At 44.7% G+C, this 12580-nt stretch carries 12 protein-coding genes; 6 read left to right on the top strand and 6 right to left on the bottom strand.

Annotated elements, in window-relative coordinates; all coding sequences use genetic code 11:
- Positions 1-30 precede the first annotated feature (30 nt).
- Positions 31-588: a cytochrome b gene (locus E8Q33_RS06700; protein WP_136553758.1), complete on the top strand. Its 558-nt coding sequence runs from the start codon at positions 31-33 to the stop codon at positions 586-588.
- A gap of 63 nt (positions 589-651) precedes the next feature.
- Here the strand turns inward: E8Q33_RS06700 and E8Q33_RS06695 are convergent, their stop codons facing one another.
- Positions 652-1965: an NAD(P)/FAD-dependent oxidoreductase gene (locus tag E8Q33_RS06695; protein ID WP_069294895.1), complete on the bottom strand. Its 1314-nt coding sequence runs from the start codon at positions 1963-1965 to the stop codon at positions 652-654.
- A gap of 137 nt (positions 1966-2102) precedes the next feature.
- Between E8Q33_RS06695 and E8Q33_RS06690 the strand changes: the two genes are divergently transcribed.
- The 4 genes from E8Q33_RS06690 to E8Q33_RS06675 are packed head-to-tail and all read left to right on the top strand — an operon-like array spanning position 2103 to position 5384.
- Entirely contained in the window at positions 2103-2663 is a 561-nt protein-coding gene (locus tag E8Q33_RS06690; protein WP_069294896.1) for a flavoprotein, read from the top strand.
- On the top strand, positions 2656-4131 hold the full coding sequence (locus E8Q33_RS06685; protein WP_136553756.1) for a DUF6513 domain-containing protein: 1476 nt from the start codon (positions 2656-2658) through the stop codon (positions 4129-4131). The genes E8Q33_RS06690 and E8Q33_RS06685 overlap by 8 nt, the downstream gene beginning before the upstream one ends.
- Positions 4103-4687: a DUF447 domain-containing protein gene (locus E8Q33_RS06680; RefSeq protein WP_136553754.1), complete on the top strand. Its 585-nt coding sequence runs from the start codon at positions 4103-4105 to the stop codon at positions 4685-4687. The genes E8Q33_RS06685 and E8Q33_RS06680 overlap by 29 nt, the downstream gene beginning before the upstream one ends.
- Positions 4680-5384 (top strand): (5-formylfuran-3-yl)methyl phosphate synthase, encoded by a 705-nt coding sequence (locus E8Q33_RS06675; protein ID WP_136553753.1) that lies wholly within the window; start codon positions 4680-4682, stop codon positions 5382-5384. The genes E8Q33_RS06680 and E8Q33_RS06675 overlap by 8 nt, the downstream gene beginning before the upstream one ends.
- Positions 5385-5413: 29 nt before the next feature.
- Here the strand turns inward: E8Q33_RS06675 and metE are convergent, their stop codons facing one another.
- Positions 5414-7693: a 5-methyltetrahydropteroyltriglutamate--homocysteine S-methyltransferase gene (metE, locus tag E8Q33_RS06670; RefSeq protein ID WP_136553751.1), complete on the bottom strand. Its 2280-nt coding sequence runs from the start codon at positions 7691-7693 to the stop codon at positions 5414-5416.
- 100 nt (positions 7694-7793) lie between these two features.
- Here metE and E8Q33_RS06665 point away from each other — a divergent pair, with 100 nt between their 5' ends.
- A complete protein-coding gene (locus E8Q33_RS06665) occupies positions 7794-8690 on the top strand; it encodes a LysR family transcriptional regulator (protein WP_136553749.1) in 897 nt (298 codons plus the stop codon).
- Positions 8691-8692: 2 nt separating this feature from the next.
- Here the strand turns inward: E8Q33_RS06665 and E8Q33_RS06660 are convergent, their stop codons facing one another.
- From E8Q33_RS06660 to E8Q33_RS06645, 4 genes are read right to left on the bottom strand one after another with little or no spacing between them, the layout of a single operon-like run.
- Positions 8693-9496 carry a response regulator gene (locus E8Q33_RS06660; RefSeq protein ID WP_136553747.1) on the bottom strand — a complete coding sequence of 268 codons (804 nt, stop codon included), beginning with the start codon at positions 9494-9496 and terminating at the stop codon, positions 8693-8695.
- 12 nt (positions 9497-9508) lie between these two features.
- The gene (locus E8Q33_RS06655; protein ID WP_136553745.1) at positions 9509-10063 is read right to left on the bottom strand and encodes a DJ-1 family glyoxalase III; all 555 of its coding nucleotides are present in this window, start codon (positions 10061-10063) and stop codon (positions 9509-9511) included.
- Between the two features lie 10 nt (positions 10064-10073).
- Complete coding sequence (locus tag E8Q33_RS06650; RefSeq protein ID WP_069294903.1) at positions 10074-11399, bottom strand: S41 family peptidase; 1326 nt, start codon at positions 11397-11399, stop codon at positions 10074-10076.
- A gap of 24 nt (positions 11400-11423) precedes the next feature.
- On the bottom strand, positions 11424-12569 hold the full coding sequence (locus E8Q33_RS06645; protein ID WP_247869962.1) for a murein hydrolase activator EnvC: 1146 nt from the start codon (positions 12567-12569) through the stop codon (positions 11424-11426).
- Positions 12570-12580: the final 11 nt, after the last annotated feature.

Raw genomic sequence — 12580 nt, 5'->3', positions numbered from 1 at the left:
GGCCTTTTGTTTAATATTCAGGAGAAAAAAATGTCGATGAATGACGCTCGCTATGATCAAGTCCAGATAATTCTGCATTGGATAATAGCGGCGATGATATTTTTCATGCTGGGCTTGGGTTTATGGATGGTTGGATTACCGATGCAATCTGAACTTCCTCCCGATGAAGAAAGCGTACGCGCCTTTTGGTTCTTATTACATAAATCAATGGGCATAACCGTCGCTGCATTTGTTATTTTACGAATTGTCTGGCGTTTAACCCATAAAGCCCCTCCACTCCCCGCCAGCATCCCCACCTGGCAACAACGGGTGTCTAGCTTGGTACATTATTTATTGTATGGATTGATGATTGCGATGCCGATCACTGGCTATTTACAATCAATGTATAGCAAATACGACACAAAACTTTGGGGCATCACGCTTCCTCGGTTAGCGGAGGCCGATGCTGTGGCAAGAGAAACATTTACAGATATTCATCAAATCTTAGCGTATCTGTTTATCGCCGTATTAGTTCTACACATTGGAGCGGCATTGAAACATCGGCTGAAAGGCACTGAGGTGACCAGCAGGATGTCTTTATGGAAATAACTCATACAAGTGAAAGTAATACAAAAAAGGCCCTTAAAGGGCTTTTTGATAGAAATATAACGATTAATGAAGTTTGATCTTTGGATGAACACTACGACGGAACAGATGAGAAAGCGATAACATCATTACCCTGAATGGTCCGAATAGCGCAACTTGGTGCATTTTATATAACGATAAATACATTAAACGAGCCATAAGGCCTTCAACTTTCATACTGCCTTTGCTCAGGTTACCCATCAAATTACCAACAGTACCATAACGACCTAACGACACCAGTGAGCCATAATCATGGTAATGATATTCAGGCAACTCTTTATCTTTCATACGATTGATAATGGATTTATACACCAGTGAGGCCATCTGATGAGCGGCTTGGGCACGTGGCGGTACATTCTGATCCTGGCCAACCCACTTACAAGCACAGCAGTCGCCAATGGCATAGATATCATCATCAAAAGTGGTTTGCAGAGTTTGTTTTACCACCAGCTGGTTCATCCAGTTAGTTTCTAACCCATCAATATCTTTTAAAAATTCAGGTGCTTTAATGCCTGCAGCCCAAACTTTGATTGCTGCGGGAATATCTCGCCCACTTTGGGTTTTGATGGCTGTTTCAGTCACTTCGATAACCCGTTCACCAGCCAAAATCTGCACGCCTAATTCATTCAGCTCTTCATGGGCTGCTGCAGAAATATTTTCGGGCAAACCAGGCAAAATCCGATCGGCGGCTTCAATCAATGACAGTTTGACATCTTGAGGTTTAACTTCGTCTAAACCATAAGCATTCAGTAAATGAGAAACTTCATAAAGCTGCGCACAAAGTTCAACACCGGTTGCACCGGCGCCAACGATTGCAATATTCAATTGACCTTCGTCCAATGGACGACCTTGAGTGTGAGCGCGTAAGTATGATTCCAGCAATTGATTCTGAAAAAATTCAGCTTGTTTAGTAGTATCTAAAAACAGGCAATGATCACGCACGCCTTTGATACCAAAATCATGACTGACACTGCCTACAGAGATAATCAAATAATCATAATCAAAGGTACGACGTGGAATAATTTCCAGTCCATCCTCGTTATAGGTTGGAGCCACCATAATTTTTTTATTCTGGCGATCCAAACCATCCATTTTACCGAGACGGAATCGAAAGCCACTGCACATGGCTTGGCTGAGATATTCAATTTCGTCTTCATGAGAATCAAGTGTGCCGGCAGCTACTTCATGCAGCAGCGGTTTCCAGATATGAGTATGCGTGTTATCAACCAGAGTCACTTGGGCTTTCTTTTTCTTACCCAGTTTCTTGCCAAGTTTAGTAACCAATTCCAGGCCACCTGCTCCACCACCAACAACAACTATTTTTGGTACTGCTTCTGACATAGATATGCGACTCCCATCAATCCGTTGCAAAATTGTGGTTAATTTTAACTGATAAAAATAACCACAACCTATCTAATTTTTACTACTAAGCCAGAGTCTGGCAAAATTCATTAATTAAAATACAGTGAGATAGAATAATGCAATCAAGGCCTGAAAAGCCAAAATTGGCCTGGGCAATTACTGGATCAGGTCATTATCTCGATGAATGTCTGGAAATCATTCGTGATTTGCCCGACGTGGACTTGTTTTACAGCCGGGCGGGAGAAGAAGTTATCCGCATGTATGGCCATGATCCCAAAGCGTTAACTAAAGACGGACATGTCTATCGGGATCGCGCTGCCAGTTCGCCGCCTGTCGGGTTATTCTATCGTGGTGATTACCATACCTTGGTTGTTGCACCAGCGACTTCAAATACCGTGGCGAAAATGGTGATGGGGTTATCCGATACATTGGTTACAAACGTATACGCGCAGGCAGGCAAATGTCGTGTCCCAAGCATAGTATTGGCTTGTGATGCGATTCCCGAAGTTGACACACCGGCACCTGACCGTATGGTACGTTTATGGCCCAGAGCAATTGATCTGGCACACACCGAAAAATTGCGAAGCTTTGAAGCTACAACCGTTGTGGATTCCGCAGAAGCCTTATACGAAACTCTGAAAAAACGTCTGGAACAAGTTAACGCCGATCATGGCTGAAACCATTCTGTTTCTTACCGGTAAACTTGCTCAACCGAGTGTTGAAAAAGTATTGCAGGAAATGGCGCCACTGCCATTTGACTATAGGGTGCATCAATTAGGATTATCAGTTGCTGCATTAATGACCGATAAAATGATTGCCCGGCGTTTGAAACCGGAAGATTACGCAGGTTGTAAACAGATTATTGTGCCTGGTCGTTGTCGGGGAGATTTAGCTGAATTGAGTAAACTGTTAGGACTTGAAGTAGTGCGTGGTCCAGATGAAATAAAGGACTTGCCATTGTTTTTCGGCAAGGCCCGTAAAATCCCTGATCTCAGTCGTTATGACGTGAATATCTTTGCTGAGATTGTTGATGCGCCACAACGTGATATTGAGGGCATTTTAGAGCGTGCCCGCTATTATCGTGAATCTGGTGCAAATGTGATTGATATTGGCTGCCTTCCAGAAGAAAAATTCCCGTTAATGGAAGAAGCTATTGCCGCATTACATCAGGATGGATTCAAAGTTAGTGTGGACTCACTTTCTCTGGATGACTTAAGGAGAGCGGCTAAGGCAGGAGCGGATTATCTGCTAAGTCTGACCGAAGACACTATCGATCTTGCTAAAGAAACAGACGCAATCCCAATTTTAGTTCCGGCAGAACCAGGTTCTCTGGCATCACTGGAACGCGCTATGGAAGCAATGGATAAAATCGGCAAACCCTGGATTGCCGATCCGATTCTTGATCCCATTCACTTTGGTTTGACCGAATCAATTGTTCGCTACCATACGCTCAGACAAAAATATCCCGAGGCACCAATGATGATGGGCGTTGGCAATCTCACTGAATTAACCGATGCCGATACCAGTGGAATTAATGCCCTGCTGTTTGGCATTATTTCGGAGTTGAAAATAACCAATGTATTAGCCACCGAAGTCAGCCCGCATGCACGTCGAGCGATAAAAGAAGCCGATATTGCCAGACGTATGATGTTTGCTGCTCGTGATGACAATAGCTTGCCTCGTGACATTACGGCGGATTTATTGGTGAGTCATGACCGCCGACCCTTTACCGATACGGAGCAGGAAATTATTCAGCTATCTGAAAACATTAAAGATCCGAATTATCGGATAAAGATAGCGCCCAAAGGTGTTTATGTTTTTAACCGCGATGGACTGATACAAGATACCGATCCTTTTGCCTTTTACCCGCAATTACAAGTTAAAGATGATCCGGGCCACGCCTTTTATCTAGGTGTGGAACTCGCTCGTGCACAGATTGCCTGGCAGTTAGGCAAACGTTATACCCAGGATGAAGATTTGCAATGGGGGTGTGCCGTTGATCTGGAACAGGAAGATCTGAATGAACAAAAAGCGGAAGGCACGACGATGAAAAAACGCAGTCAGCGTGCATGTGGAACCGCCGAAGCTGAAACACCAATAAAAAAGGAGCGCGCTTGTGGCACGGCTGACCAGCAAGATACATGAAGTGATCGTTACTACTTTGGCTGAGAATGGTAAGCCCCATTCAGCACCAATGGGAATATCAGAAGTGAATGGTCACTTTCATATTAAACCATTCAAGCCCTCTTCTACCTACGATAACCTAATGCGGCATGGCCAATGTTCGATCAATTTCGTCGATGATGTCCGAATATTTGCCGGAGCATTAACCGGACGTCGAGATTGGCCAACTTCTTTGTGCCAACAGATCGAGGGTGAATACATATCCGATGCGTTATCGCATATTGAGCTGGAAGTTGTTCGACTGGATGATACCGATCCTCGTGCCTGTTTTTATGCTGCCGTGATCTGTGATGTTAATCATAAGCCTTTCAGAGGCTTTAATCGTGCGCAAAATGCCGTAATTGAAGCCGCTATCCTAGTCAGCCGTCTGGACATGTTATCTGAGCAGAAAATTCGTGATGAAATCGCTTATCTCACAATTGCAATTGATAAAACCGCCGGAGAAAGGGAGCTGGAAGCCTGGAGCTGGTTAATGGAAAGAGTTGAACAAGTAGGAATCGAATTACATCATGTCTAGGTGGTTAGCCAGCGTACAGTCGCTAGAGGAGGCTCAAACACTGGTTGAGCAGTTACCAGATATCCTGGACATGAAAAACCCTTCACAAGGCGCTCTGGGGGCATTAACGCACCAAACTGTAGCTGATATTGTTCAATGGGTGAATAAGCGGTGCCTGTGCAGTGCCACTGTCGGTGATTTAGCCATGCAGGCCGAAGTCATTTCAGCGGCTATTCATGATATGGCGGAGACCGGAGTTGATTTTGTTAAAGTCGGTTTATTTGACGAGCCAGGGCTCGTGCGTTGTATAGAGCAACTGGAAGGTAGCATTAAAGATTTGCAAACACCGGTAATAGCGGTTTTATTTGCCGATCAACTACCACAGCACAATTTGATTCCATTATTGAAAAAAACCGGTTATGCCGGTGTGATGCTGGACACAGCCACAAAGAATGGCCTTGGATTACTCAACCATTTATCCATCCAGTCATTAAACAAATTTGTATTTGAAGCGAAATCGGCAGAATTACTATGTGGTTTGGCAGGTGCCTTGAGAATCGAAAATATTCAGCAGCTAAGACCATTGGATGCGGATTATTTAGGTTTTCGTAGTGCGATATGCCATCAACACACCCGTACCAATCTCCTGGATCCGAATTTAGCTAAACAGATCCAGTTTCAAATGAACGCGAGCATGCCAAAAGCTAAAACCGGGTAGAGGACAGTTCCCCTACCCGACTTTTCTATTTAAGCTGTAAGTTGATCTCGCAATAATTTAGCCGCTGAAACCATCGCTTTCAGTGCGGGTTCAACCTCCTCCCAGCGGCGTGTCTTCAATCCGCAGTCTGGATTAACCCACAATTGCTGTTTATCAATCCGCTTAGCGGCTAGTTTTAACAAATCAACCATCCATTGTTCAGGGGGAATATTCGGGCTGTGAATATCATAAACACCCGGCCCAATGGCATTTGGATAGTCAAAGTCACGAAACACATCCAATAATTCCATCTGCGAACGTGAGGTTTCAATGGTGATGACATCGGCATCCATTGCCGCAATGGCTTCGATAATGTCATTAAACTCGGAATAGCACATATGGGTATGGATCTGCGTCTTATCGGTGACGCCATTTGCAGTGATCTTGAAACTTTCCACCGCCCAGTCTAAATATTCCTGCCACTGAGATTGCCGTAAAGGTAAACCTTCACGTAATGCCGCTTCATCGATCTGAATGATTTTCACCCCAGAATTTTCTAAATCAATTACTTCATCACGAATCGCTAGCGAAATCTGTTTACAAGTTTCACTGCGCGGTTGATCGTCACGAACAAAAGACCAGTTAAGAATAGTCACTGGCCCTGTCAACATGCCTTTAACCGGCTTGTCGGTCAGTGATTGTGCATAGCGGATCCACTCTATTGTCATCGGTCTAGGACGAGATACATCACCAAAGATAATGGGCGGTTTGACGCAACGTGAACCATAGGACTGCACCCAGCCACTATCGGTAAAGGCAAATCCTTGCAGTTGTTGGCCGAAATATTCGACCATGTCATTACGCTCTGCTTCACCATGCACCAAGACGTCCAAATCAAGATCAAGTTGCTTGTCGATGGCATAACGAATTTCTGCTTGCATCTGCTGTTTATAGTCAGCATCACCAATTAAACCCAGACGATATTGTTTACGAGCCTGACGAATCAAATTCGTTTGTGGGAATGAGCCGATGGTGGTGGTTGGAAATGCGGGTAATTGCAGATCGGCTTGTTGGATCTTGGCACGTTGAGCATAGTCACTTTGGCGTAGAGCCTGCTCGGGTTGAATAGCCTCACAACGTTGTTTAACTGCAGGATTATGAACACGAATGGACTGCTGACGACGTTGAATAGCCTGTCTATTTTCAGCTAGTTGTTCAGCAACGCTTTCTCTGCCGCTATTGAGCGCTTTGGCTAACAGTTGAAGTTCATCGAGCTTTTGGACAGCAAATGCTAACCAATCGCGTACCTCAGTATCCAGATTCTGCTCGGATGCTAAATCAATCGGTACATGGAGCAATGAACAGCTTGGTGCCAGCCATAAGCGATCAACCAGCCGTTTATGCAGCGGCTCTAACAGATCAAGCGCCTGGTTGAGATCAGTTTTCCAGATATTTCTACCGTTGATAATTCCCAGCGATAAGACTTTATGTGATGGCAACCAATCAACAACCTGCGTAATTTCATTTGCTGCGTTGATAGCATCAATATGTAAACCTGCGGTAGGAAGTTCACAGGCCAGTTGCAGGTTTTGCTGAAGCTGACCGAAATAAGTCGTCAATAAAAGTTTTATTGGGGACTTGGCCAACGAAAAATAGGCTGTTTGCAAAGCCTGCTGCCACTCTAAAGAAAGCTCAGTGACCAGAATCGGTTCGTCAATCTGCACCCATTCAACACCGTTAGCTGCTAACTGACCAAGAATTTCAGCATAAATAGGCAATATTTTTTCTAATAATGCCAGTTTGTTACTTTCATCTTTACTTTTTCCCAGCCATAAATAACTAACCGGACCGAGCAGAACAGCTTTGGCCTGATGACCTGCTGTTTGAGCTTCTTTGATTTGTTTTAGCAAGCGTTCAGGATGTGCCGTAAAGTCAGTTTCAGCAGTAAATTCGGGCACCAGATAATGGTAATTGGTATCAAACCATTTGGTCATTTCTGCCGCAGCGATTTGATGATTGCAGCAGTTAGTGCCAGCCTGACCCCTTGAAGCTTGGAAGTATTGGCTTAACGTATCAGCATTTTTGTCTACGCGTGCTGGCAGATTGCCCAGCAGCTGGCTGGTATCCAATACATGATCATAAAACGAGAAGTCACCTACCGGTTGCCAGTCCAGTTCGGCTTGAACTGCCCAATGATGTAAACGTAAGCTTTTGCCGGTTTCTTGTAATGTCTCAGCATTTGTTTCGCCACGCCAGAATTGTTCCAAAGCAAACTTTAACTCGCGTTGTCGGCCAATACGTGGAAAGCCAAGATTATGTGTGCTGACCATTCGATATCCTCTCAATCGGTTTTAAAGTCGCCCATTGTAATCAGCGTGATTGATGAGTAATAATGATGATTATTAACTAATTGATGAGATATATTCATACATGATTGAGCGCGCGCACTTACGCATTATTCAGGCTTTGGCAGAAAACGGTAGTTTAACGGCGGCAGCCAATGCTTTATTTGTTACCCAATCAGCGTTATCGCATCAAATTCGCTATCTCGAACAAAAACTGGAAGTGAGTTTGTGGCAGCGGGATGGACGAAAATTAAGACTGACCCAAGCCGGTGAATTGATGTTGCAAGTGGCTCAGCAGGTTTTACCGGTTTTGGAGCAAACCGAGCAAACCCTGCAGGCTTACGCTGAAGGTCGTGCAGGAATACTGCGTATTGGTGTGGAATGTCATCCCTGTTATGAGTGGCTGAAAAAAATATTGGCAGATTACCTGCGGGAAATGCCGCAGATGGATGTGGATATCGTGCATCAATTCCAGTTTTCCGGTATGGAAGGTTTGTTAAATCATCATATTGATTTGCTGGTGACACCGGATGCGGTGAATCAGATTGGAGTGCTTTATCAGCCGATGTTTGATTATGAGTTGGTGCTGCTGGTGGAAGAAAATCACCCATTAGCCCAGCATAATTATATTGAGGCCTCAGCATTGCAGAATGAGTTACTACTGACTTTTCCGGTCGCTCATGAGCGGCTGGATGTTTTTACCCAGTTTTTAATGCCAGCGGGTATTCATCCGCGAACCAAAGCTATGCAATCTATGGATATCATGGTGCAAATGGTGGCATTACAAAGAGGTGTAACGGTGTTACCAAATTGGTTGGCACTGGAGTTTTGTCAGACCCTGCCGGTTAAAGCGATACGTCTTGGCAGAAAAGGCCTAGCTAAAAAACTGTTTGCTGCTATTAGAGAGTCGGATGCAGAGGTCGGCTATTTGCAACGATTTATAACACTCGGCAAACAATCCAGGATACTACCTACTCGCTAAAGCTAGGTACGCTCGTCCAGCACACGGTACAAAATCTCGCGAATAGACTGTGGTTCAAATGGTTTATCAAGAATAGCGGATACACCCGCCTGCTCCACTTGGCCAAGTCTGGTCTGATTTTGCTCGCTTGTTACTACTAAAATAGGAACAAAGGTATTGCCCATTTCACTACGGATATGTTCGACCAGAGCCTGACCATCCATCTTCGGCATATTTAGATCAGTCACAACCAAATCAAACGTTTGTTGTTTAAGTTTTTCAATCGCTTCAATGCCATTTTCAGCCTGATGAATCTGATTTATTCCCATGTTTTGAAACACACGACAAAGGTGGTTGCGAGATACCAAACTGTCATCAACCAGAAGGACTTCCAACTGATCGACTTCATAATTCTGCAGTTCGATTTCGGCAGGGTCAATGTGTTGCAGAGTCGTACGGATGGCTCGTTGCAGATTCGCGTGAGCGAAAGGTTTAGGCAGAATCGCAACAACACCAGATTGGCGCAAAGGCTCGAGGGTTTCAATATTTGACTCGCTGGATATCAGCATGAAATGGGTATTTTCAAGATTATCCAGGCGGCGTATTGAAGCCAGTAATTCGGTCGCCGTCATATCTGGCAGATACATAGCGCTGATCACTAGATCGGGAGGATATTTTTGCATGGCGACAATGGCTTGAGCGCCGTCGTGAACTCCATCAATTTTTTCTACGCCAGCCTGACGTAATTCACGCATGATAATTTTCAGCTGAACCGAAGATGGCTCAACCAGTAATATCGACAATTCTGATTCATCAAGTGAATTCATGCTGTTTCCGTTTTAGCGAATAACGAGGCCCGCTTCAACTTGGCTGCGGGTTGTTTCATCCATTAATTTTTCGATAATCATCAAGGCAAAAGCCATGGCGGTTCCCGGCCCACGAGAGGTGATGACTTTATTATCGCAAACGACAGCATCATTACTGAATTGAAGTTCTGGCCATTCTTTAGGCGCAAGAACGCCGGGATAGCAGCTCACTTTACGCCCATCAAGTAAACCAGCATGCGCTAAAACCATTGGTGCGGCACAAATGGCACCAATCCAGTTACCTCCTTGATATAAACGTTTAACCAAAACGTGAATACGTGGATCCGCATCGAGATTATTTGTGCCAGGTTGTCCGCCTGGCAACACCAACATATCAAATTCGTCATCGATTACTTGAGCCAGCGTGGTGTCTGCTACTAACCTGACACCCCGACTGGCGGTAATTTGCTGATGTTCGGACAAACTTGCCGTAACCACCTGAATCTCTGCTCGACGCAGTACATCTATCAAGGTTACTGCTTCGAGTTCTTCGCAGCCTTCTGCCAGAGGTATCAGTACAGTGGTCATGAAACCTGGATTAACGCTTGCTCAAAATATGCATACCTTTCAGCAGATTCAATGCTTGTGACAATGGATAATCACGTAACGCTAAAGGCTGTTTTTCTTCTTCGTCTGTAGCTTCTTCTTTAGGCGTGGCCTCATTGAGTTGCTCAAGTAAGCCATTTTCCAGATGACGGCTCAAGTCCGCTTCACGCAGCGGCTGGAAACCGTTATCTTCGGCTGCACTGATTTGCAGGGCATCCAACTTGATATCTGGTTCAATACCATCAGCCTGGATTGAGCGGCCTGACGGGGTGTAATAGCGCGCAGTGGTCATTTTCACCGCGGTATCGTTGGTTAAAGGCATAACCGTTTGCACGGAGCCTTTACCAAAGGTTTTAGTACCCAGTATCACTGCACGTTGGTGATCTTGCAGTGCACCAGCCACAATTTCAGAGGCTGAGGCCGATCCGCCATTGACCAGCACCACAATCGGGGCACCATTCAACATATCTCCGGGTTTGGCATGGAATTTTTGATCTGAATCTTGAAGGCGACCTTCAGTGTAAACAATCAAACCTTTATTAAGGAAAGCATCAGATACTTCTACCGCGGCATCTAAAACACCGCCCGGATTATTACGTAAATCCAGCACTAAACCCTTTAATTTTCCACCATTATCAGTTTTCAATTGATTTACCGCATCACGCAGGTTTTGACCCGTCGGCGATTGGAAGGTACTGATTCGTAAGTAACCATACCCAGATTCCAGTGTTTCTGAACGAACACTTTTCACTTTGATGATAGCGCGAGTCAGTTCAAGTTGTAGAGGCTTATCTGCCCCTTCACGAATGATGGTCAACAAAATTTTACTACCAGGTTCACCGCGCATGATATCGACAGCCTCGTTAAGGCTTAAACCTTTGACCGGCGTATCGTCCAACCGAACGATTAAATCACCTGATTTAACGCCTGCTTCAGCCGCGGGGGTTTCGTCAATAGGTGCAACGACTTTCACAAAACCATCTTCCATTGAGACTTCAATACCCAGTCCGCCGAATTGGCCTGAAGTGCCTTCACGGAGATCTTTAAACTCACTCAGGTCAAGATAAGCTGAATGTGGATCCAGTCCGGAAAGCATGCCGCGAATGGCATTTTCCAATAAGGTTTTGTCTTCTACTGGCTCGACATAACTGCTTTTAATGCGGCCAAAGATTTCCGAGAAAGCTCTCAAATCATCGATTGGCAAGTCAGGCTTAACAACAGGGTTCTTATCGGCTAACACCATTTGGCCAAAAATCAATGTGATGCCGATAATGACACCCGCTGTTACCAGCGCAAAATCACGTTTCAAAAAGCGCATATGAACTTCATTCCTTATTTCTAGTTAACCTTGCTTGCGCAGCCATTGTATAGGATTAGTCGGACTGCCTTTATGACGTACTTCAAAATATAATCCAGCGATTTGTCTGACACCCTGATCACCACTTTGTGCGATCACATCCCCTGCTTTTACCGTATCTCCGGTGTTTTTAAGCAAGCTATCATTGTTGCCATAAAGTGTCATGAATTGTTCGCCATGGTCGATGATGATTAACAAACCAAAACCTTTCATCCAGTCTGCAAACACCACCCGCCCATCTGCACTTGCTTTGACTGACGTACCTTTATCGGATGCTATCAGTATGCCTTTCCAACTGAGTTTATCAAGATTACGTTGGCTACCATAGCTTGCCAGGATTTTTCCTGTTAAAGGCCATTGTAACTTCCCACTCAGACCCGAAAACCGTGCATTTGGTTTCACCGCTGCAGCAGGTGGTGGTCTTTGCGCTGCTTTTTTTGCAAGTGCGTCTAATAATGACTGTAAATCTTTCTCTTCTTGCCTTAGCGCTGATAGCTGAGCATCTTGTCCAGAGATTTTCTTATTCAATGCTGCAAGGGTGCTTTCTCGTTCTGCAGTTTGTTGTTTTAAAGCTTCTTGTTGTGCCAGTTGTTGCTGCTCTAGATCGCTCAGATTCTTCTTGACGGCATAAATGGCTTTTTCCTGTTCAGTCAGATTCAGCAGTGTGGTTTGTAAAGCTTCGATTTGCTGCTGACGGGCTGTGTGGAAATAACGGTAATAAGTGTTGCTACGACTGACTCGTTCGGGAGATTGTTCAGACAATAATATCTTCAAGTAGCTAGGTTGCGCATTCATAAACGCAGAACGGATCTGTTCATTCAAGGCTTCCAGCTGTTGAGCCTGTTGTTGCTCAGTTTGCCCTTGTTCAAGTTGAAGATTGAGTAATTCATCATCTTTAACGGCAATCGACTGTTTTAACTTGTTTAACTCGCGATTGATTTCTGAAACTTTGAGACTTTGTTTTTTTAACTGCTGTTGCAACTCTGCCTGGGTTTTTTTATTGAGATTTAAATTCTTGTCGAGTGTTGAGATCTCACCTCGAACGGCCTCCAACTTTTTTGCGGATGAAGGCTCAGCAGCGAGGTTTAAAGGCAAAAACAACCATAAAAACAGAATTAAACCACGAATCATAGCTTGCGAGT

Origin of the sequence: Methylophaga sp. SB9B, assembly GCF_004832235.1 — a bacterium.
Classification (GTDB): Bacteria; Pseudomonadota; Gammaproteobacteria; order Nitrosococcales; family Methylophagaceae; genus Methylophaga; species Methylophaga muralis.
Note: the sequence above shows the minus strand (reverse complement) of the source record. Positions and strands in the feature narration are given on the sequence as shown.

Bases quoted from the DNA above. Each gene is read 5' to 3' on its own strand.
- E8Q33_RS06700 (WP_136553758.1), top strand. From the start codon at position 31: ATGTCGATGAATGACGCTCGCTATGATCAAGTCCAGATAATTCTGCAT.
- E8Q33_RS06695 (WP_069294895.1), bottom strand. From the start codon at position 1,965: ATGTCAGAAGCAGTACCAAAAATAGTTGTTGTTGGTGGTGGAGCAGGT.
- E8Q33_RS06690 (WP_069294896.1), top strand. From the start codon at position 2,103: ATGCAATCAAGGCCTGAAAAGCCAAAATTGGCCTGGGCAATTACTGGA.
- E8Q33_RS06685 (WP_136553756.1), top strand. From the start codon at position 2,656: ATGGCTGAAACCATTCTGTTTCTTACCGGTAAACTTGCTCAACCGAGT.
- E8Q33_RS06675 (WP_136553753.1), top strand. From the start codon at position 4,680: ATGTCTAGGTGGTTAGCCAGCGTACAGTCGCTAGAGGAGGCTCAAACA.
- metE (WP_136553751.1), bottom strand. From the start codon at position 7,693: ATGGTCAGCACACATAATCTTGGCTTTCCACGTATTGGCCGACAACGC.
- E8Q33_RS06665 (WP_136553749.1), top strand. From the start codon at position 7,794: ATGATTGAGCGCGCGCACTTACGCATTATTCAGGCTTTGGCAGAAAAC.
- E8Q33_RS06660 (WP_136553747.1), bottom strand. From the start codon at position 9,496: ATGAATTCACTTGATGAATCAGAATTGTCGATATTACTGGTTGAGCCA.
- E8Q33_RS06655 (WP_136553745.1), bottom strand. From the start codon at position 10,063: ATGACCACTGTACTGATACCTCTGGCAGAAGGCTGCGAAGAACTCGAA.
- E8Q33_RS06650 (WP_069294903.1), bottom strand. From the start codon at position 11,399: ATGCGCTTTTTGAAACGTGATTTTGCGCTGGTAACAGCGGGTGTCATT.
- E8Q33_RS06645 (WP_247869962.1), bottom strand. From the start codon at position 12,569: ATGATTCGTGGTTTAATTCTGTTTTTATGGTTGTTTTTGCCTTTAAAC.